This window comes from Paenibacillus sp. FSL H8-0260 (assembly GCF_045040625.1).
Taxonomy (GTDB): Bacteria; Bacillota; Bacilli; order Paenibacillales; family Paenibacillaceae; genus Paenibacillus_AQ; species Paenibacillus_AQ odorifer.
This window is the reverse complement of record NZ_CP150298.1, coordinates 5,471,520-5,493,701: the sequence shown is the minus strand read 5'-3', so window position 1 is coordinate 5,493,701 and position 22,182 is coordinate 5,471,520. Positions and strand designations below refer to the sequence as shown.

The following is a 22,182-nucleotide window of genomic DNA, read 5'->3' as shown; positions in this document are numbered from 1 at the left end:
ACCTAATGAACAAAAGCAGGAGATATATATACATTATTACCATCATTTATGCGGTAGCTATAGTACTGACAGTGTTCTCGTTTATTGGATTAGGTTTCTCCGACTCACTGTTTCGGTTCATAATTTCTTTATCCGCGGTTCTGTTAGCAGAAAGTGTAATCTATGGCTATTGTATTTTTTGGCTCCGAACTGCAAGTAGCATTCAGCAGACTCCGCCTGTTCTTATCAGCGGCGCAATCATTACGGGAATCTATGCAGCCATCGTATTTGTATCGGCCTTACTCTTCGATTGGCTGCTGGAGTTACCCGCCTTGTGGTACGCAGCCGAACAATTGCTGATTCTTGTGTTAGGAGCGATCACTTTGGCCGCGATAGGGCTTTACGGGTGGAATGCTGGGGCAGGGGAACAGCAAGCCAAAAGGTCTTTACAAAAGTTTCGGCGGTATCAGAACGAATTAACTGAAATGAGTGAGCTGGCTAGTAGCTGGAAGAATTCCGAATCCGAGCAGCTAGTGAACGTGTTAGATATGTTGGAGGAAAAATTTAAGTACAGTGATCCGATATCAGAACCGTCTTTATATGCTACAGAGGATATTCTGCAGCAGCAGATTTCTCTGTTACATGATCACGTGAAGCTACTGCTGGCGACCCAAGAGCCACATGAGGGCTGGCAGGTAGAAGTAAATGAGATGTCAGAGAGTATAAAGTCTACACTTCAGCGGCGTAACCGTGAATTAGCGGCACTTAAATAGGAGGAGTTTACTACATGAACAGTTTGAACCTACAAGAGCCGTCACCGCTCCCGGGAGGAAATGCAGCCGTTCCCCGGCTTAAATACGAACGTACCGGGTTTGATTATGTTATTCTCGCGGCTGCTTATCTGCTGATGCCCGTTGGACTTGTGCTTGCCTTGTTACGTTTGATGACAACGCATTACAAAAATTACCGCAGACCGACTAACCTCAATCTGCTGATGCATGTATTTATTGGTGGGTTTGTTGAACTTTCTATTGCCATGTTTTCTAGTGCGCTCAATGGGGAATTTGGAACTTCTGAATTAGTATCAACGCTTATTTTAATTGCAATCATGTTTTTGACTCCAGCTTTTATACTGGCCAGTGTGACAGCGAAAGCTAAATATACCCTTTCTAAGCTTAACACTTCTTATATAGAGCTGATTCAAAATAAGAATATCCGGCATATTGGCAGTATATCTGAACGAATAGGCCAAAGTGAAAGTGATGTACGGAGAGATGTCCACTATCTGAAGGATAAAGGACTGCTTGATATTGATATCGCATTATCCGAAGGGCGCCAGACGCCAGAACCATCAGCAGCTAATCAAGGTTACCCTGAAAGTACTTCGGGTTTTGGAGGAACGGGGAGAACCCAAGCATCGGGGCAGCAGATACCTGCGCAGCCTCAGTCTCCGCCGCAACTGCCTAAGTCTATCCGTTGTCCGGGGTGCGGAGCCCAGAATACTGTGCTCCCAAGCCAATCTAAAAGCTGTGATTACTGTGGAACGAAGATCCCGTACAATTAATGCCGTCAACCAACAGATTAGCTGCATCGCATATAGGATTACATAAATAAGGGGATTAAAGACAAAATGAGTGCATTGGATATACGCAGACAGCCGCCGGTATCGGGAAAACCCGTGTACAAGCATGAATATGAGCGGACGGCGTTTGATTATACGACTATTGTGTTTGCGTATGTATTTGCTCCGTTTGGCTTTATATTGGCTGCCATTCGGTTATTATCTACACATTCCAAGAGACAGCGCAAAGCAAGCAATATTAACCTGTTTTATCATGCGTGTATGGGTGCCTTTGTAGAATTGGCGATCTATTTCATTATTAGCAAGCTGCTCGGTCAAATCGGTTATGTCGCACTCTTGATCAGGCTGGTGATTATCTACGCATTGTTTAGGATTCCCGCCATCAAATTATCCGTTAGGGCCGTAGGATGGAGAGAGGGATTCACCTATCTTTGCAATGACTATATCGCATTGGTTCTTGTGGACGGCATAAGGCATATCGGCAGCCTATCCGATATCCGCGGATTCAGTGAAGAGAATGTCCGCGAGGTTTTGGAATATTTAAAAGATCAGGGAGTGCTTTCTCCAGATATTGTTTATTATGAAGGACGTGTAGACAATCCATTTGTGAAATTGCCGCCGAAGCTTATTTATTCCAAACGGGCACAAGCACTGGTGCGTGCGCCTGAGAATAACCTTCGCTACCGTAACAAACGAGACCAGACAGTGTTTGATCGAATCATCATGGCGATTGCCTATTTGTTTGCTCCGCTTGGGTTTGTACTTGCGATGCTTCGTTTTGTAAGCACTCATTATAAGAATGAGCGGAAATCATTTAACTACAAATTGCTCTATCATGTATGTATGGGAGCTTTTATGGAACTTGCTGTCCTCTTCGCCGTGGGGACCTACAAAGGGGATTTTAAGTGGTACACTTTATTGATCATTCTGGTGGTCCTCTACGTGATCTTTATAATTCCGGCGGACAGCTTTGCAGGGAGGGCTACCTTCGCAACAGAAGACTTTGATTTTTTGTGCAAGAAGTATCTCATGCTGATCGTAGTGGATGATGTTAGGCATATTGGTAATTTAGCTGATATCACGAAACAAAGTGAAGATGATGTACGTAGAGACCTACGGTATTTGGTGAGATGGGGGTTACTTGCTTCTGATCTTGTCTATTATGAAGGACGTGTTAAGCTCTTAGATAAACAACCGCCCAATCTTGTACATCCTGACCGGGCACAGCCCTCCGCGGCATCAGAGAACCAGCCATCATCTGGGCGGCAGTCATTGCCGGAGAATAGGCCTAAGCCACCTGTCCAACTGCCGAAATCCATCGTTTGTCCGAGTTGCGGTGCTAAGAGTAGAGTACTTCCAGGGCAGGATAAAATCTGTGACTATTGCGGGACGACGATTCCATACAGTTAGTGTACATACGATTGCCTTCTGCCCCCGGGAATCCGGGGGTTTTACTACACCTAACTCCCCAGGCCTTGGAGCATCCAGATAAAGTTATTGCATTTTACAAGCCTTTTCCGATATAATGTCCACTAAGAAAACACAAAAGTCTTTGAGGTGAGGACGTTCGTGAGAGAACGCTATTATTTGGTCCGGGAGGACATATTGCCTGATGCTGTACTTAAGACTATGCAGGTTAAACAATTGCTTGAGGCCGGGGATGCGAAGACCGTAAATGAAGGTGTAGAGCAGGTGGGATTAAGCCGAAGCGCTTTTTATAAATACAAGGATGGAATTCACTTGATCCATCAGCTCGAACGAGAGCGGATCGTTACGATTTCCATGGATTTGGAGCACGAATCTGGAATGCTTTCCAAGGTACTAGGCTCTGTAGCGGGACATGGGGCTAATGTGTTGACGATTCACCAGAGTATTCCGCTGCAAGGGCGGGCGAATGTGGTGATCTCCGTAGAAATTTCACACTTAAATGAGGAACTTGGAGAGATGCTGGATAGTCTGAAAGAGATTCCAGGAGTGAAGCGTGCTTTAATCGTTGGACAGGGATAGGAACTATATTCGTAAACTTTTAGGAGGAGACAGATGAAGCCGGTTAAAGTGGGGTTGCTGGGCCTGGGAACAGTAGGCACAGGTGTAGTTCGTATCGTGGAAGGGAATCAAGAGGATTTAAGCAGCCAGGTAGGCTCTTCAATTGTCATTGAACGTATAGCTGTGAATAATTCTAATAAACCACGCGAAATCGAGGTTGATCCTGCTAAAATAACGACAGATCCATGGGATGTGATTCGTGATCCTGAAATTGATGTCATCGTTGAAGTTATGGGGGGAATCGCGGGAACCAAAGAATATATTCTTGAAGCTTTGGAACGCGGTAAACATGTCGTAACTGCGAACAAGGATTTGATGGCGCTGCACGGCTCGGAGATTCTTGCTAAGGCGCAGGAGAAGCAATGTGATGTCTTTTATGAGGCTAGCGTAGCAGGAGGCATTCCGATTATCCGCACACTTATCGAGGGCTTTTCTTCAGATAAGATTATGAAGATTATAGGTATCGTGAATGGAACGACTAATTACATACTAACCAAAATGAGCCAAGAAGGCGCATCCTATAATGATGTGTTAAAAGAAGCGCAGGATCTGGGATACGCAGAGTCTGATCCAACCTCGGATGTGGAAGGCCTGGACGCTGCCCGCAAAATGGCGATTCTCGGAACCTTAGGTTTCCGTACTAATGTGGAGCTGCATGATGTAAGTGTGAGTGGGATTTCTCAGGTGAGTAAGGCGGATATCGCCTTTGCGAAACGTCTCGGATATGAAATTAAGCTGTTAGGCATCGCTGAACGTCAGGATGAAGAATTCAGCATCAGTGTTCAGCCAACCTTGATTCGGGCTAGTCATCCCTTGGCTTCCGTCAATGGCGTGTTCAACGCAGTTTACGTATACGGGGAAGCAGTGGGAGAGACCATGTTCTACGGTGCGGGTGCGGGCGCAATGCCAACTGCAACCTCAGTGGTAGCCGATTTGGTAGCTGTCATTAAGAACCTTAAACTAGGTGTGAATGGATTGAAGCAAAAAGTACCTTACAAGCAGAAAAAGCTTAAGAGTGATGAAGCTATTTTTTATAAAAACTTTTTGCTTCTGCATGTTGATGATAAAGCAGGGGTATTGGCTAAGATTACTCAAGTGTTTGCCGAATATGATGTAAGTTTGGATTCAGTAGTTCAGCAAGCCAATCCCAATAATCCTGATGCGGAGATCATTATTGTCACTCATAACGCTAGTAAAGCAAGCATGAACAAAGTGCTGCGCCATTTCGAGGAGCTGAAAGTCATCCGCCGGATTAAGAGCCATTATCGTGTGGAAGGTTAACCAAGCCACTGAACTAATACTTTCATATTTCAAAACATAGTAAGGAGATTGTACCTGTTATGAGTATTTACGGAAGAGCTAGGGTTAAAGTGCCTGCTAGTACTGCCAATCTTGGTCCGGGCTTCGATACTCTGGGTATGGCTTTGCCGCTATATGCCTGGATTGAGATGGAGGAAGCAGAGGAGACTGTTTTTCATCTATATGGTGATGAGATGAATGGAGTGGCTCAGGATAAGAGCAATTTACTCTATAAGGTCGCTCAAATGGTATTTGCAGAAGCAGGCGTTACGGTGCCTGAATTATCGATATCCATGTACTCGGAAATTCCGCTTACGCGTGGACTCGGCAGCAGTGCCTCAGCTATTATTGGCGGAATGGCCGCAGCGAACACAATGATTGGCTCTCCGCTGGATAATGCTAAGCTGTTTGATATGGCTACCCAGCTTGAGAAACATCCCGATAATGTGGGTGCCTCCTTGTTTGGCGGCATTATTACTGCCGTGTGGGATGGTGAACATGCGGATTATGTTCGGCTGGAACCACCACAAAATCTTGAGGTGCTGGTGGTTATTCCTGAATTCGAACTGGAAACCACAAAAGCGCGGGGATTGCTTCCAACAGAAATCTCAGTTAGTGATGCTGTGTACAACATTAGCAGAACCTCTCTATTGACGGCTTCGCTGGCATCAGGCCGGCTTGACCTGCTTAGCAGAGCGATGCAGGATCGCCTGCATCAGCCGTATCGTGCACCGCTTATACCGGGCATGGAGAAGCTGCTCGCAGAAGCTCCTGAACACGGTGCTTTAGGGATCGCACTTAGCGGTGCTGGACCGACTCTGCTATGTTTAGTGGATCGCCAAGAGACCCGCAAGAGTGAGCTTGAGGCCTTCTTGAAGAATACGATGCAGGAACATGGCATTTCCGCTCGGACCTGCTGGTTAACACCTTGTGCTTCTGGAGTTACTACAGAGCTGCTCGAAATAAACGAGATGCAAAACGTATCATTTTTGGATATGATAAAAGGAGTACGGTCATGAAATCAATAGCGGTATTGCCGCAGGGCTCGGTATCTCACGAAGCGCTGCTGCATTTGTTTAACGGTGAACCTGTAAAGCTTGTGCATCACAAGTTAATTTCCGATGTATTTCTCTCTACGGAGAATGGTACCACCGATTACAGCGTGATTCCGATTGAAAATACCATTGAAGGCTCAGTTAGTCTTCACATCGATTGGCTCATCAATGAAGTGGATCTGCCAATGCAGACGGAATGGATTTTTCCATCGATACAGAATCTTATCGGTAACCCAAGGGAATTCACAGAGACAGACGGCAACAAGGATTTCACCAAGATGGTGAAAATCCTTTCGCATCCCGTAGCAATGGCACAATGTATGCAATTTGTTCGTAAGCATGCCCCTTGGGCTGAACTGGAGTCGGTCGGAAGTACCTCTGAAGCTGTGGAAATCGTCAAAAACAATCCCGGCAAGGGCTGGGCTGCTATCGGTACCGCTCTTGGCGCCGCTACTCATGGGCTGGAGATTGTAGATCGGCAAATTACAGATCACAACAACAATTACACACGGTTTGTCCTGGTTGGTCCACAGAAGATAGATCTTCCGCGGAGCAGCACAGGAGTAAAGACGAGTGTTCTAGTAACGCTGCCAGAGGATTTTCCAGGTGCCTTGCATCAGGTGCTTGCTGCTTTTTCCTGGCGGAAACTGAATTTATCGCGTATTGAATCACGACCAACGAAGAAGAAGCTGGGTACTTATTATTTTTATATTGATGTGCTGGAACCGATAGAATCTGTTCTGCTGCCAGGGGCTATTGAAGAAATTAGTGCTTTAGGCTGTCAGGTAAGGATTCTGGGCTCGTATCCCACATACACCTATGAGGAAGAGAAAGCGGAGGTGCAGTAAATTCATGGCTGAGCAATGGATCTATTTGGATGGACAACACGTAACGAAGGAAAATGCAAAGGTATCCGTTTTTGATCACGGTTTTTTGTATGGAGACGGTATTTTTGAAGGTATCCGTATCTATAACGGCAATATTTTTAAATGTAAAGAGCATTTGGACAGACTGTATGATTCGGCAAAATCGATCATGCTGGACATTCCGCTAACGTATGATGAGATGCTGGAAGCTATGGCTGAAACGATTCGTCTTAACGACATGCGTAACGGCTATATTCGACTGATCGTCTCCCGGGGACCAGGGAACTTAGGTCTTGATCCACGCCGTTGTCCAAAAGCTAGTGTAATTATTATCGTTGAGCAACTGGCTATTTACCCAGAACAAGCGTATTTGAACGGACTTCGTGCAGTTTCTGTGTCCCAACGCCGTAATATTCCGGATGCACTCAATCCAAAGATCAAATCACTTAATTACCTAAACAATATCCTAGTAAAAATCCAATCCAACTTGGCAGAAGCCGACGAAGCCATCATGATGAACGCTCAAGGTTATGTTACTGAGGGATCGGGCGATAATATTTTCATTATCAAAAATGGTGTAGTTTTCACTCCTCCATGTTACTTGGGAGCCCTTGAAGGAATTACCCGTCTGGCGATCATTGAGCTCTGCGAGAAATTAGGTATTAAACTGAAAGAAGAACCGTTCACAATGCATGATGTTTATATAGCGGACGAGGTGTTCTTCACTGGCACAGCTGCTGAAGTTATTGCTGCACGTGAAATTGACGGCCGGATCATTGGTGAAGGACAAGCGGGTCCAATCACTTTGAAGCTGCTCGAAGAGTTCCGTAATGTGGTTGATAAAGATGGCTATAAGGTTTGGGAATAAAGACTAATCATACAACGTAAATAGCATTGAATACGCATCAGAAGTCCTTTTATGCATACATGCAGAAGAAAACGGGAGTCTCCGGTTAATCTTTTCATGGATCATGAAAGGATTTTTTTTATTTCGGGGATGTCATTCGCCCATGGGCTGCATAAGATGTAGTAACGAAGGAGGCGGCTGTACCGCATATAACTTTGTAAGAGAGCAATGTTCCATGAAAAGGGTGTTTGCTTTCGAAGTCAGTTTTGCTGTGTAGCTGTAAAGAAAGCAATACTCCACAAAACTTTTAGGAGGTTAATGCTACGTGAAAATACACATTGTCAAACAAGGCGATAGTTTGTATGCCTTATCGCAAAAGTACGGAGTGCCGTTACAAAAAATTATTGAAGCAAACCCGCAGATCAGTAATCCGAATGTGTTAGGGATTGGAGACAAAGTAAAAATACCTACGGCCCCTGTATCCGTACCGGAGAACAGTGAAGTTTACTACAAGCACACCGTTAAACAAGGAGATACCTTGTGGAAATTATCTAAAGCCTGGGGAATTCCTTTGAAGGATATGGTTGAGGCCAATCCCCAACTAAAGAATCCAAATGTACTTATGTTAGGGGAAGTAGTTAATATTCCTAAAAAAGTATCCAATACCTCACCGACACAGCCTGGGTATACACCTTCTAACGCCTCAGAGAAAACGCAGGTGGGTGGCAAGGAATATACAGGCCCCAAAGAACAGCCTGCTGCTGAGGTAGTGCCTACACCTAAACCGGAAACTAAACCAGAGACCAAACCAGAAATAAAGCCAGAAGCTAAACCAGCACCTAAACCAGTGACAAATATCTCACCTGAATCTAATTCTGCACCACACCCATCGCTAAATATCGCCCCTATTAATACACAAAACATTGCACCCAATCCTGCGCCTAATATGCAAATGGAAGTTGCTCCTGTGCAAGAAATTGAAATGCAGAGTTTATTTGTTCAGATTACGGTTCCAAATCAAGAGCCGGTTGCTCAACAAGAAGCACCTAAAGCTGAGAAAAAAGCAGACAATGATTGCTCATGGGATAATTCCAACGGATACCCGGGACTGGGAGGAAATCCTTATCTCTATGATTCATATCAAAATAGCCCTAATATGAACATGAACTGGGCACCAAGTTATGTTCAGCCAATGGCTTATGCACCAGAATGTATTTCACCATGTTATTTTTCGGGCAATATGTATTCTAATATGAGCCCAGAACAATGGAATCCAAATGCCGCGCCAAACATAAGCCCAGAACAATGGAATCCCAATGCCGCTCCAAACATAAGCCCGGAACAGTGGAATCCAAATGCCGCGCCAAACATAAGCCCAGAGCAATGGAATCCCAATGCTGCCCCTAATATGAGTCCAGGACAGTGGAATCCGATGGAGGCTAATGTTGCTGGCATGAATGTTGGCGGGGATTTCTCGCCGTATGCTGTTCCTCAATATGGAGGACAGACGCCGAACCTTCCTTGGCCAACTTGTGGGTGCGGAGGCGTGCATATTCAACCAGTGCAAACTTATTCATATGACATGCCTGTATATAACACCTATCCTGAATATGGGAATCCAAACGCTTTTTCCGCATATGGAGCAGGAATGCCTAATCAGGGAATGGTACCTACTTCTACGCTTGGAGCATTTGGTGGACCGGATAACTCTAATATTCCATCCAATCCGCAGTATCCAGGGATAGGTAATTATTCGCAGCATAATCGGGTGCCGGAAATTCAAGAACCTGAAGCGTTCGTGCAGGAATCTCCCGAAACGGCTAGAACAGAGACTGATGAGTCAACTTCTAACGCTTCTCTCAAGAATAAGGGGAATGTAGCAAAGGAAACAGTAACAGGCAAAAAAGCAAAGACCTCAGGTCAACCTAGTAGCAAGAAAAGCAAAACTGCTACGAAATCTCAAGGTTCAGCAGCGAGTACTAAAAAACGTAGAAATCCTTGGATTTCAAACTAATAAATTTATATATTAAGCCGTTGTTTGACTTACGTGTAGATTCTGTATCCTTAGAATCTACACGTTTTTTTATAGGTAAATAGGGATAAAAGATGTTAAATAAAGTGGGGCAAAAGCACTTATTTATAAAATATAAATTTTTAAGTATTGTTTTTATATAGGGATATATGGTACATTATAAATCCAGTCGCAAAGAGGAACTATAAAGCTTTCGGTTGGTGAATGTTAATCTGAATTAGATTGCAAAGAACTTTGAAAAAAAGAGTTGCAATAAATCAGAAAGCATGATATATTATAAGAGTTGCTGCTGAGACATTAAACGGCGCCAACGAGAACTTGATCTTTGAAAACTGAACAACGAGTGAGTAGGAAATCACGTAAGTGAAATCCAAAATTAGAGAATTAATTTTCTCGTCAGATGTTTCAAAATGAGCATATCGCTCTTTTCAATACTAATTGGAGAGTTTGATCCTGGCTCAGGACGAACGCTGGCGGCGTGCCTAATACATGCAAGTCGAGCGGAGTCATTTTGAAAGCTTGCTTTCAAAATGACTTAGCGGCGGACGGGTGAGTAACACGTAGGCAACCTGCCCTTCAGACTGGGATAACTACCGGAAACGGTAGCTAATACCGGATAATTTCTTTTTTCTCCTGAGAGAAGAATGAAAGACGGAGCAATCTGTCACTGAGGGATGGGCCTGCGGCGCATTAGCTAGTTGGTGGGGTAACGGCCCACCAAGGCGACGATGCGTAGCCGACCTGAGAGGGTGAACGGCCACACTGGGACTGAGACACGGCCCAGACTCCTACGGGAGGCAGCAGTAGGGAATCTTCCGCAATGGGCGAAAGCCTGACGGAGCAACGCCGCGTGAGTGATGAAGGTTTTCGGATCGTAAAGCTCTGTTGCCAGGGAAGAACGTCCGGTAGAGTAACTGCTACCGGAGTGACGGTACCTGAGAAGAAAGCCCCGGCTAACTACGTGCCAGCAGCCGCGGTAATACGTAGGGGGCAAGCGTTGTCCGGAATTATTGGGCGTAAAGCGCGCGCAGGCGGCTATTTAAGTCTGGTGTTTAAACCTTGGGCTCAACCTGAGGTCGCACTGGAAACTGGGTGGCTTGAGTACAGAAGAGGAAAGTGGAATTCCACGTGTAGCGGTGAAATGCGTAGATATGTGGAGGAACACCAGTGGCGAAGGCGACTTTCTGGGCTGTAACTGACGCTGAGGCGCGAAAGCGTGGGGAGCAAACAGGATTAGATACCCTGGTAGTCCACGCCGTAAACGATGAGTGCTAGGTGTTAGGGGTTTCGATACCCTTGGTGCCGAAGTTAACACAGTAAGCACTCCGCCTGGGGAGTACGGTCGCAAGACTGAAACTCAAAGGAATTGACGGGGACCCGCACAAGCAGTGGAGTATGTGGTTTAATTCGAAGCAACGCGAAGAACCTTACCAGGTCTTGACATCCCTCTGAATCTGCTAGAGATAGCAGCGGCCTTCGGGACAGAGGAGACAGGTGGTGCATGGTTGTCGTCAGCTCGTGTCGTGAGATGTTGGGTTAAGTCCCGCAACGAGCGCAACCCTTAACTTTAGTTGCCAGCAGGTAATGCTGGGCACTCTAGAGTGACTGCCGGTGACAAACCGGAGGAAGGTGGGGATGACGTCAAATCATCATGCCCCTTATGACCTGGGCTACACACGTACTACAATGGCCGGTACAACGGGAAGCGAAGCCGCGAGGTGGAGCCAATCCCATCAAAGCCGGTCTCAGTTCGGATTGCAGGCTGCAACTCGCCTGCATGAAGTCGGAATTGCTAGTAATCGCGGATCAGCATGCCGCGGTGAATACGTTCCCGGGTCTTGTACACACCGCCCGTCACACCACGAGAGTTTACAACACCCGAAGTCGGTGGGGTAACCCGCAAGGGAGCCAGCCGCCGAAGGTGGGGTAGATGATTGGGGTGAAGTCGTAACAAGGTAGCCGTATCGGAAGGTGCGGCTGGATCACCTCCTTTCTATGGAGAATCGTTCTCTGCAATGAGAACATTCAAATCGGAAGCTATGCTTCCAAAACTCAGGTTTAGGCCTGTTACTCACTCGTTGCTCAGTTTTGAGAGTTTAAGCTCTCAAGTAAGACTTGATCCTTGAAAACTGGATACCGAAACGAATTTGCGTTTTAGAACATCTTTTAGCAACTTGTGCAAACAAGTAAATGTTATTAGTGAGATGATTCCAAAGAGAATGTCATCGTATGATATTTTCCTGCGGAAAAATCAAGGTTAAGCTAATAAGAGCACACGGAGGATGCCTAGGCGCCAGGAGCCGACGAAGGACGTGGCGAACAACGAAACTGCCTCGGGGAGCTGTAAGCAAGCTTTGATCCGGGGGTGTCCGAATGGGGAAACCCAGCTGTGGTAATTCGCAGTTACTCATTTCTGAATACATAGGAAATGTAGAGGCAGACCAGGGGAACTGAAACATCTAAGTACCCTGAGGAAGAGAAAACAATAGTGATTCCGTCAGTAGCGGCGAGCGAACGCGGAACAGCCTAAACCAAGGGGCTTGCCTCTTGGGGTTGTGGGACGTCTCACATGGAGTTACAAAGGAATATGGTAGGTGAAGAGGTCTGGAAAGGCCCGCGATAGAGGTAAAAGCCCTGTAACCTAAACTGTATTCTCTCCGAGACGGATCCCGAGTAGTGCGGGGCACGTGAAACCCCGTATGAATCCAGCAGGACCATCTGCTAAGGCTAAATACTACCTGGCGACCGATAGTGAAACAGTACCGTGAGGGAAAGGTGAAAAGCACCCCGGAAGGGGAGTGAAATAGAACCTGAAACCGTGTGCTTACAAAAAGTCAGAGCCCTATTAATGGGTGATGGCGTGCCTTTTGTAGAATGAACCGGCGAGTTACGTTTAACATGCAAGGTTAAGCCGAGAAGGTGGAGCCGCAGCGAAAGCGAGTCTGAATAGGGCGATTGAGTATGTGGACGTAGACCCGAAACCGTGTGATCTACCCCTGTCCAGGGTGAAGGTGCGGTAACACGCACTGGAGGCCCGAACCCACGTACGTTGAAAAGTGCGGGGATGAGGTGGGGGTAGCGGAGAAATTCCAATCGAACTCGGAGATAGCTGGTTCTCCCCGAAATAGCTTTAGGGCTAGCCTCGGTATAAGAGTAGTGGAGGTAGAGCACTGATTGGGTGCGGGGTCCGCAAGGATTACCAAGCTCAGTCAAACTCCGAATGCCATATACTTATTGCCGGGAGTCAGACAGTGAGTGCTAAGATCCATTGTCAAAAGGGAAACAGCCCAGACCATCAGCTAAGGTCCCCAAGTGTGTGTTAAGTGGGAAAGGATGTGGAGTTGCACAGACAACCAGGATGTTGGCTTAGAAGCAGCCACCATTGAAAGAGTGCGTAATAGCTCACTGGTCGAGTGACTCTGCGCCGAAAATGTAACGGGGCTAAACACACCACCGAAGCTATGGCTAGATACGTATGTATCTGGGGTAGGGGAGCGTTGTGTAGGGGTTGAAGGTGTACTGAAAAGAGCGCTGGACACTACACAAGTGAGAATGCCGGTATGAGTAACGAAAAGATCAGTGAGAATCTGATCCGCCGAAAGCCCAAGGTTTCCTGAGGAAGGCTCGTCCGCTCAGGGTAAGTCGGGACCTAAGGCGAGGCCGAAAGGCGTAGTCGAAGGACAACAGTTTGAAATTACTGTACCACCGTAATCCGCTATGAGCGATGGGGTGACGCAGGAGGGTAGTGACGCGGACTGATGGATGTCCGTCTAAGCAGTGAGGCTGATGTGTAGGCAAATCCGCACATCATTAAGGCTGGGCTGTGATGGGGAGCGAAAATTATAGTAGCGAAGGTCATGATCTCACACTGCCAAGAAAAGCCTCTAGCCAGGAGAAGGTGCCCGTACCGCAAACCGACACAGGTAGGCGAGAAGAGAATTCTAAGGCGCGCGGAAGAACTCTCGTTAAGGAACTCGGCAAAATGACCCCGTAACTTCGGGAGAAGGGGTGCCCCGGTAGTGTGAATAGCACGAGGGGGCCGCAGTGAAAAGGCCCAAGCGACTGTTTAGCAAAAACACAGGTCTGTGCGAAGCCGCAAGGCGAAGTATACGGGCTGACGCCTGCCCGGTGCTGGAAGGTTAAGGGGAGTGGTTAGGGGTAACCCGAAGCTATGAACCGAAGCCCCAGTAAACGGCGGCCGTAACTATAACGGTCCTAAGGTAGCGAAATTCCTTGTCAGGTAAATTCTGACCCGCACGAATGGCGTAACGACTTGGGCGCTGTCTCAACGAGAGATCCGGTGAAATTTTAATACCTGTGAAGATGCAGGTTACCCGCGACAAGACGGAAAGACCCCATGGAGCTTTACTGCAGCTTGATATTGAATTTGGGTACGATCTGTACAGGATAGGTGGGAGCCGTAGAAATCGGAGCGCAAGCTTCGGTGGAGGCGCCGTTGGGATACCACCCTGATCGTATCTAGGTTCTAACCTAGTGCCCTTATCGGGTACGGGGACCGTGTCAGGCGGGCAGTTTGACTGGGGCGGTCGCCTCCTAAAGAGTAACGGAGGCGTTCCAAGGTTCCCTCAGAATGGTTGGAAATCATTCGCAGAGTGCAAAGGCATAAGGGAGCTTGACTGCGAGACCTACAAGTCGAGCAGGGACGAAAGTCGGACTTAGTGATCCGGTGGTACCGCATGGAAGGGCCATCGCTCAACGGATAAAAGCTACCCTGGGGATAACAGGCTTATCTCCCCCAAGAGTCCACATCGACGGGGAGGTTTGGCACCTCGATGTCGGCTCATCGCATCCTGGGGCTGAAGTAGGTCCCAAGGGTTGGGCTGTTCGCCCATTAAAGCGGTACGCGAGCTGGGTTCAGAACGTCGTGAGACAGTTCGGTCCCTATCTGTCGTGGGCGCAGGAAATTTGAGAGGAGCTGTCCTTAGTACGAGAGGACCGGGATGGACGTACCGCTGGTGCACCAGTTGTTCCGCCAGGAGCATGGCTGGGTAGCTACGTACGGACGGGATAAGCGCTGAAAGCATCTAAGCGTGAAGCCCCCCTCAAGATGAGATTTCCCAATTAGTAAGACCCCTTGAAGACGACGAGGTAGATAGGTTGGAGGTGGAAGTGCAGCAATGCATGGAGCTGACCAATACTAATCGGTCGAGGGCTTATCCTATATGTAAAATGCAGATTTGTTTCGGATTCAGTTTTCAGGCATCAATCTCAGATTTATATAGTCCAAGTGACTGTATGATGATGAATTTGTTTTCAGCATTTGGCGATGCTGAGACCTGAATAATGCATTTGTACCGCAAATGCCCGTTTGGTGGCGATAGCGGAGGGGTTCCACGCGTACCCATCCCGAACACGACCGTTAAGCCCTCCAGCGCCGATGGTACTTGGACCGAAGGGTCCTGGGAGAGTAGGACGTTGCCAAGCACGCAAGACCACTGTTGAGTAATCGACAGTGGTCTTTTTGTTGTACGATGTTTAGCAGTTTATTATAAGGATAGGCAATCACTGTGAAGTGGTTTTTGAATGAAAATTAGTTCATGGAGGCAAATGATCATGATTATATGGATCAATGGTGCTTTTGGTTCAGGGAAGACACAAACCGCATATGAAATGTATAGAAGAAAAACATAGCTAGCGAGTATGATGGAATAATTATCGTGCCTATGACCATAATGAATCTAGATAGTGAAATCATCGGCAAGTTCATTGATGGAGGTATAGAGCTTTATCATTTAAGTTTGCGTGGCTCCCGAGAGACCTTGCTTAAGAGATTAAGCGTTAGAGGTGAAGGAAAAGACCCTTGGGCTGCTCAGCAGATCGACAGGTGGATCAGAGGGCTTGATCACGAGGTATTTAAGCAGCATCTAGACACGAATGATAGAACTATAGGTCAAATCGTTGAGATAATATCTCAAAAGCTTCATATCAATCTATTACCTAGGGAAGAGTAAAAAGAAAAATAATTAGTTTAGGTATTGCTATACTTAATAATACATGATATAATCTTTTTTGTTGTCAAAACAATTTGTTTTTAAAACGGCCCGTTGGTCAAGGGGTTAAGACACCTCCCTTTCACGGAGGTAACATGGGTTCGAATCCCATACGGGTCACCATTTCTTCTTGAAACAGCATTAGACTTCTAGAAAAAATGGTTGCATTACAGGTTTGATTGTGGTATGATAATTAAGTTGCTTCTTTACATGGAGGCTTAGCTCAGCTGGGAGAGCATCTGCCTTACAAGCAGAGGGTCGGGGGTTCGATCCCCTCAGCCTCCACCATAACACATCCCCAAAAGTGAAGTTAATGCTTCACTAAGGATTCCGGATACTTTCCGGGGGATCCAAGGGAATTAATACTTTTTTACTGACGCGGGGTGGAGCAGCCCGGTAGCTCGTCGGGCTCATAACCCGAAGGTCGCAGGTTCAAATCCTGCCCCCGCAACCAATTTTCATTAAGCAATTATTCTTCTGGAACCGTGGTGTAGTTGGCCTAACATGCCTGCCTGTCACGCAGGAGACCGCGGGTTCGAATCCCGTCGGTTCCGCCATTTTCTTGCTTTATGAGCCATTAGCTCAGTTGGTAGAGCACCTGACTTTTAATCAGGGTGTCGAAGGTTCGAGTCCTTCATGGCTCACTTCTTTAGTGAGTCGGACATCAATACATACCGTGTGCGGACGTGGCTCAGCGGTAGAGCATCGCCTTGCCAAGGCGAGGGTCGCGGGTTCGATTCCCGTCGTCCGCTCCATATAAATTTTGCGCCCTTAGCTCAGCTGGATAGAGCGTTTGACTACGAATCAAAAGGCCGGGAGTTCGAATCTCTCAGGGCGCGCCATATTTTAACTTAATACTTTGCCGGTGTGGCGGAATGGCAGACGCGCTCGACTCAAAATCGAGAGGGAAACCGTGGAGGTTCGAGTCCTCTCACCGGTATATCGAAAAAAAACTTGTAAGATTGCTTCCAGCAATTTTACAAGTTTTTTTTATTTTCTAAATATAGCTATTTATAGTGGTCTTTTTGTTTCGCTGAATGCTTCTAGTAGCATATATTGTGAATCATACATCACTTCCATAATAAGGTGGATCAACTATTATTATGTATTATAATGTAAATTAAAGGGAGTGAGAATATTCATGTTCTTCACCATCCTATCTACTGTAGAAGTTAACGAGGATGTTGTATTTCTAACAGAGCTATACGATAGGTATTATCCTATTATGAAAAAGAAGGCTTATGAGATCTTGCAGGACTATGATGTTGTTGATGATATGATACAGGAGTCCTTCGTCAGACTAATCAGTAAAGCCGCATTATTGCGTTCCCTAGACCTGCATAAACAAGTATCCTATCTGGTCCATACCGTACATAATACTAGTATTAATCATGCGAAGCAGCGCAAAAGACATCTGAATCATACCTCTTCAGGGATAACCGCTGACAGTATAGAGCAAATAGCCGACAAGCAGCCTAGCATCGAGGAGATGTATAGCCTCAAGGAGGATTACACAGAGATTGCCAAGATACTCAGTGAGTTATCAGAACGGGATCAGACTTTATTGTATAACAAGTACATTCTTGAATGGAGTGATCACAAGCTTGCTGCTTCTATGGATGTCCAAGCGGTGAATATTAGATCTTATTTGACCAGAGCCAGGCGCAGAGCAATGAAGTTGCTTCTTAAGAATGGCGGAAGTGGAGTATGAAGAAACATCTGAATAAGAAAAAAATAGAGGGAAATTACGAAGAGATCTTTATTTGCATGACCTTAGAGAGTAGAATATGCTGAACCTGCTGTACAGGAGAAGATAATAATACCCTTTATAGTATATCTCGGTGACATCTGTTTCGCTGACTATCGAGAGTGGGAGAACAATAAAGATTTATACGGATTATGATACTTCTATTACTCTCACCCTACAAAAGAGGTAAAACAGCAGCAATCAATGGTCTGATGTGAAGACTTGGACCTAGTCTTTCTCGAGCATGGGCTCACATGCTTCGAACGGGTTTAACTATGTCAATTCCGGGAATACCTACCGGGTGGTACATATAACAAAATTTGTGGAAAATAGTACGGTTCTGGAGACAATAAACTCCTATTCGTATGAATTCAAGTATTAAGACTCCGATTCTAGCCTAGCAAAAAAGAGCAGCGCTTATGCTGCTCTTTTTTGATTTAGAGTGTTGCAGGTTTCTATGCGAAGTTGTCTATTAAAATATGGGGCTCGGTTTAGTCTTATCAAGTAGAGTTTTCGCCTACTAAACTTCATAACCTAGATGTGGTAAGACCGAAAGTAACATATTAAAAAAATAATGTGTTGATATTTTTTTAATATGTTACTATAATAATATTCAAGAATTGTATTTTAATGGCAGGAGGTAATGAAATGGATTTATATAAAGATAACTTCGAAAACTTTTCAGAACTCTTTAATTACATCCAAGAATACAAAAAAGAAAAACCAGCACAAACAGCACTTTCCATAGGGAAGATATTCTCTGAACATAACTTTTACTACTTCTACGATAGTGGTACAAGTAAGGTTGTGATGCTTGACAATGATATAGCTCAGTTATTTGAATTGTTAATTTCCTCTAATAAAAGCTTAGATGAATTAAATCAATATATTTATGCTCACAACGTTAATGTAGATGAATTAATGACTTCAATTAATGAGGAGGATTTATTCAAAGGATTCAAAATTAAGCACTTATATAATGATATATCCCTAGAGTATATAAAAAATGAAATGAATACAGGGACAACGCAACTCATTTTAGAATTAACTGGAAAATGCAACATGCGTTGTCGCTATTGTATATACCATGATGGGTATCCTCACAATCGGGCGTTTACTTCAAAAAGAATGTCATCTGATACGGCGCTTAAATCTATTGATTACATGAAACTTTATGGGGATCAGCAGGAAGTTTCTATTACTTTTTACGGTGGAGAGCCTTTACTTGAATTCGAGCTATTAAAAGAAGTTATTGAATACTCGAAGGTTGCTTTAGCAGGAAGGACTATACAATTTTCTTTTACTACTAACTTGTCTGTATTAACCCCCAAAATGGCTGAATATTTTTCTACCGTTGACAATTTATCTATTCTTTGTAGCATTGATGGTCCCAAAGAAATACATGATATGTATCGAGTTTATAAGAATGGCTCAGGCTCATTTGATGACGTTTTCAAGAAATTCAAATTATTAAATAGTGTAGCTAGAAAAAATGGTAAGGAAATGCACATAAGTGCAAATGCGGTGTACATGCCTCCGTTTAGCGAAGAAAAGGTTTCTCAAATAGATGACTTTTTTACAAATTTAGATTTTACTCATGAAGATTTCCGATATCAATTAGGTTATGCCGGACCTGGTACTGTGCCTGAAGAATTGCTTAAAAGCTCCGATTATAATGACCAATCGCTACGACAATGGCAGGATAAGCAAATTAGTATTACTAGCAATTTGGAAGAAATCAAAGAACAAACTATCTTTAATTCACTTGATAGAATTCATAAAAGAAGCGTAACAAAAAGAGCTACTAATTTTGTGCCAATGAACGGTTGTTGTGTTGTTGGATCCCGACGATTATTTGTTTCCGCAGATGGCGATTTTCTCGCATGTGAAAGGATAGGAAACAGTCCTTCAATAGGAAATATAAATCAAGGGATTATTGAGGAAAAGATTTATAAAAAATATGTTTATGAATTTTCCGAAGTTTGGGAAAATATTTGCTCTGATTGTTGGGCTGCTAAACTTTGTAGTAGTTGTTATGTAGACAGAATGGATTCTTCGGGAGTCAGGGAACCTGATCTTGCAGAGTGTGAATATTATAGAAGTACAACAGAACGTAGTTTAAGGAATTATCACAACTTACTTAGGACATCACCGGAACAATTAGCAATCTTTAACGAAGATGTTCTTTTATAACAATTAATTTCTCGGTTTAATTGTTCTCATTTAAACCTGGATAAATACATAATGAAAGGAGGTGAGAATATGCTGAAAATTATGAATCCATATCAACAGCAAGCTATTGACAATGAGAGCATAGCTTTTCGTGCGCCATGTGTGTGTAACTCTAAATTAGCGAACCAAGCAGCTACTAAGGTTTCAGGAACTGGTTGTCAATGCTCTTGCATCGGTTCTGTAAATGAAGCGGCTAACCAAGACGCAGCAAGAAACTAGTTTTACAAACCAGCAGTATGTGTAATTCTCAATTAACGAACTATTCAGTTAAATAAAATTTCAGAACCTGATTGTAATTGCTCTTGCGTCGGTTCTGTAAACAACGCGTATAACTCCGACGCGGCAAGAAATTGAGTTTCACAATACAACAGTGTCTTCGTCCAATACCGACGAAGACACTGTTGTATTCAAATCTAAGGTTGTTAGACTGGAGTTACTCTTCAGAAGGCTATGACCTATATTGAAATACAATAACCATACCACATTATTCTTCAGGGTTTAGTCACGTCCTTAGTACTTAGAACACAATTAATACTGGAGGATAATTGAGATGAAGAAATTCAACAATTTTAGACACTTTAGTAACTACTTTGCTATTATAAAAACTACTCTAAGCGTATTATTCGCCTCTTCAAAAAAATACTTCATATTAATTTTAGTTTTAAGTTCTGTTATGGCTTTACCTGATATCATAAACTTAATTGTATGGCAGCATATAATAGATCAAATAGGTTCTCTTTTAATAAATGACAACAAAGATTATATTATCATAATATATCTCTTTCTTCTTCATTTCATTATTGTACTAATAAAATTAATTATTAATAAAACTACAAATTATGTAAAGGAAATTTATACTGTATTAGTTGATAAGTATATAACAAATAAAACTATTGAAATTGTAGACAGCATGGAAATGCAAGATTTCGAAGATCCAAGACTACATAATGACATCCAAAAAACAAATGACGAGTCAACAGTGAGAAGTATAGGTATTTTGAATAACATTGTTGAGATTATCATGAATATGACTTTATTCGTTGGTACAATAAGTATATTGGCATCTTACCAGATAAGTATAGTGATTATCATCATACTATCAATAGTCCCAAGTACAATAATTAATTTAAAATCTATGTCAAAGTTATTTGAAGTATATGATAAACGATATGAAAAAACTAGGTACTATAGTTCTTTAAAGGATATGATAGTTACATATGAAAATTTCAAAGAAATGAAATTATTTTCCAACATATCTTTTATACAGAATATCATTAATAATATTTTTGAAAAGATAATTGAGCAAGATAAAAATGTAAAAAGAACTTTGACTATAAAATCTACAGTAGGTGATTCTATTCAACATTTACTGACCTATTTATTGAAAATAATTATAGTTGTTAATGGTATTATGAGTAAACTGTCAATCGGTGTGATCATAATGAGTATTGAAACTGCTACCAAGCTGCAAAATGCTTTGATCAATTTAATAAGCTGTGCTTTGACACTATATGAAAATTGTTTGTATTTATTGAGCTTTGAGAGGTTAAACAAAATAAATTCAATAAAAAGCGAGGAAGTTAGGGAGGATTTAATAAAGGATTTTGTCGTGGATTCAATTGAGTTTATAGGAGTTTATTTTAAATATCCAAGCTCATGTAACCATATATTAGAAGATATAAATTTGACATTAAAAAAAGGATTTGATTATGCAGTTGTCGGATATAACGGAAGTGGAAAAACTACGTTGATCAAGATCATTTTAGGGTTATATGCACCAACAAAAGGCGAGATATTAATCAATGGCATTAATAGAACTATGTACGACAAGAAAGCCTATTTTGAGAAAATGAGCGCGATGTTTCAGGATTTTGTGAAGTTTCCGCTTACAATAAGAGAAAATATTGGAATTTCAATGGTTGATAATATTAACAATATGCCAGTTATAATAGAAGCTTCCGTCTTAGGTCAAGCACATGATTTTATTAATGAATTAAATAGGAAATTTGATACAAATTTATTGATTGGATGGGAAAATAGTGAGGATATTTCATCAGGACAATGGCAAAGACTTGCTATCTCAAGAAGTTTCGTCCGGGAAGCAGACGTTATGGTATTTGATGAACCAACAGCAGCTTTAGATGCTAAGACAGAAAGTGAAGTCTTTGAAAATATGGTAAACAAAAAAACAGAGAGGATTAATATAATTATTACTCATAGATTCACTAATATAAAAAATATTGATCAAATAATTGTAATACACGAAGGAAAAGTAGACGCTGTGGGTGATCATGATTTTCTGATTAGCAATAATAAAATATATGCGGAGCTGTATGACATTCAAGCAGACAACTATAAAGGATTCATTAAAGAGCCTGCTCTTGCAGGTGAGTTGTTGAAATAATATAAAGAGCTCAAAGCAGTAATCAGTGCTTGACAAAGTGTCCAAAAGGTGAAAATGGAAAAACATCTGATACTCCTGTATT

General features: G+C 43.4%; 14 protein-coding genes, 8 tRNA genes and 3 rRNA genes. All 25 read left to right on the top strand.

Annotation, left to right across the window (positions count from 1 at the left end):
- Nucleotides 1–5: 5 nt before the first annotated feature.
- The 25 genes from MHI51_RS24465 (at nucleotide 6) to MHI51_RS24345 (ending at nucleotide 22,100) form a co-directional block, all read left to right on the top strand.
- A complete protein-coding gene (locus tag MHI51_RS24465; protein WP_076129386.1) occupies nucleotides 6–752 on the top strand; it encodes a hypothetical protein in 747 nt (248 codons plus the stop codon).
- A gap of 14 nt (nucleotides 753–766) precedes the next feature.
- Nucleotides 767–1,543, top strand: a complete 777-nt coding sequence (locus MHI51_RS24460) for a hypothetical protein (protein ID WP_076218573.1) — start codon at nucleotides 767–769, stop codon at nucleotides 1,541–1,543.
- A gap of 66 nt (nucleotides 1,544–1,609) precedes the next feature.
- Complete coding sequence (locus MHI51_RS24455; RefSeq protein WP_405173316.1) at nucleotides 1,610–2,971, top strand: hypothetical protein; 1,362 nt, start codon at nucleotides 1,610–1,612, stop codon at nucleotides 2,969–2,971.
- 159 nt (nucleotides 2,972–3,130) lie between these two features.
- A complete protein-coding gene (locus MHI51_RS24450; protein ID WP_038573029.1) occupies nucleotides 3,131–3,568 on the top strand; it encodes an ACT domain-containing protein in 438 nt (145 codons plus the stop codon).
- A gap of 33 nt (nucleotides 3,569–3,601) precedes the next feature.
- Nucleotides 3,602–4,888: a homoserine dehydrogenase gene (locus tag MHI51_RS24445; RefSeq protein WP_036685184.1), complete on the top strand. Its 1,287-nt coding sequence runs from the start codon at nucleotides 3,602–3,604 to the stop codon at nucleotides 4,886–4,888.
- Between the two features lie 59 nt (nucleotides 4,889–4,947).
- On the top strand, nucleotides 4,948–5,925 hold the full coding sequence (thrB, locus tag MHI51_RS24440; protein ID WP_038573028.1) for a homoserine kinase: 978 nt from the start codon (nucleotides 4,948–4,950) through the stop codon (nucleotides 5,923–5,925).
- On the top strand, nucleotides 5,922–6,809 hold the full coding sequence (pheA, locus tag MHI51_RS24435) for a prephenate dehydratase (RefSeq protein ID WP_405173315.1): 888 nt from the start codon (nucleotides 5,922–5,924) through the stop codon (nucleotides 6,807–6,809). The genes thrB and pheA overlap by 4 nt, the downstream gene beginning before the upstream one ends.
- 4 nt (nucleotides 6,810–6,813) lie before the next feature.
- Complete coding sequence (gene ilvE / locus MHI51_RS24430; protein WP_036685189.1) at nucleotides 6,814–7,695, top strand: branched-chain-amino-acid transaminase; 882 nt, start codon at nucleotides 6,814–6,816, stop codon at nucleotides 7,693–7,695.
- 304 nt (nucleotides 7,696–7,999) lie between these two features.
- Nucleotides 8,000–9,688 (top strand): LysM peptidoglycan-binding domain-containing protein, encoded by a 1,689-nt coding sequence (locus tag MHI51_RS24425; RefSeq protein ID WP_076277481.1) that lies wholly within the window; start codon nucleotides 8,000–8,002, stop codon nucleotides 9,686–9,688.
- Between the two features lie 453 nt (nucleotides 9,689–10,141).
- Nucleotides 10,142–11,699, top strand: a 16S ribosomal RNA gene (locus MHI51_RS24420).
- Between the two features lie 262 nt (nucleotides 11,700–11,961).
- Nucleotides 11,962–14,888: ribosomal RNA gene (locus MHI51_RS24415) — 23S ribosomal RNA — on the top strand.
- A 146-nt stretch (nucleotides 14,889–15,034) separates the two neighbouring features.
- Nucleotides 15,035–15,151, top strand: a 5S ribosomal RNA gene (gene rrf / locus MHI51_RS24410).
- The 16S, 23S and 5S rRNA genes sit together here, the layout of an rRNA operon.
- A gap of 233 nt (nucleotides 15,152–15,384) precedes the next feature.
- A complete protein-coding gene (locus MHI51_RS24405) occupies nucleotides 15,385–15,678 on the top strand; it encodes a hypothetical protein (RefSeq protein WP_076278200.1) in 294 nt (97 codons plus the stop codon).
- Nucleotides 15,679–15,765: 87 nt separating this feature from the next.
- Nucleotides 15,766–15,840: transfer RNA gene (locus MHI51_RS24400), tRNA-Glu, on the top strand.
- Nucleotides 15,841–15,929: 89 nt separating this feature from the next.
- A tRNA-Val gene (locus MHI51_RS24395) sits at nucleotides 15,930–16,005 on the top strand.
- A gap of 89 nt (nucleotides 16,006–16,094) precedes the next feature.
- Nucleotides 16,095–16,171, top strand: a tRNA-Met gene (locus MHI51_RS24390).
- 25 nt (nucleotides 16,172–16,196) lie between these two features.
- A tRNA-Asp gene (locus MHI51_RS24385) sits at nucleotides 16,197–16,274 on the top strand.
- A 14-nt stretch (nucleotides 16,275–16,288) separates the two neighbouring features.
- Nucleotides 16,289–16,361: transfer RNA gene (locus tag MHI51_RS24380), tRNA-Lys, on the top strand.
- 36 nt (nucleotides 16,362–16,397) lie between these two features.
- Nucleotides 16,398–16,472, top strand: a tRNA-Gly gene (locus MHI51_RS24375).
- 10 nt (nucleotides 16,473–16,482) lie between these two features.
- Nucleotides 16,483–16,559, top strand: a tRNA-Arg gene (locus MHI51_RS24370).
- Nucleotides 16,560–16,578: 19 nt separating this feature from the next.
- Nucleotides 16,579–16,657: transfer RNA gene (locus MHI51_RS24365), tRNA-Leu, on the top strand.
- A 201-nt stretch (nucleotides 16,658–16,858) separates the two neighbouring features.
- Entirely contained in the window at nucleotides 16,859–17,428 is a 570-nt protein-coding gene (locus tag MHI51_RS24360; protein WP_036687464.1) for an RNA polymerase sigma factor, read from the top strand.
- Nucleotides 17,429–18,112: 684 nt separating this feature from the next.
- Nucleotides 18,113–19,657 (top strand): radical SAM/SPASM domain-containing protein, encoded by a 1,545-nt coding sequence (locus MHI51_RS24355; protein ID WP_076130852.1) that lies wholly within the window; start codon nucleotides 18,113–18,115, stop codon nucleotides 19,655–19,657.
- A gap of 69 nt (nucleotides 19,658–19,726) precedes the next feature.
- Nucleotides 19,727–19,915 carry a hypothetical protein gene (locus MHI51_RS24350; protein WP_036687467.1) on the top strand — a complete coding sequence of 63 codons (189 nt, stop codon included), beginning with the start codon at nucleotides 19,727–19,729 and terminating at the stop codon, nucleotides 19,913–19,915.
- 331 nt (nucleotides 19,916–20,246) lie between these two features.
- Nucleotides 20,247–22,100, top strand: coding sequence for an ATP-binding cassette domain-containing protein (locus MHI51_RS24345; RefSeq protein WP_405173314.1), 1,854 nt, complete (start codon nucleotides 20,247–20,249; stop codon nucleotides 22,098–22,100).
- The last annotated feature ends 82 nt before the right edge of the window (nucleotides 22,101–22,182 follow it).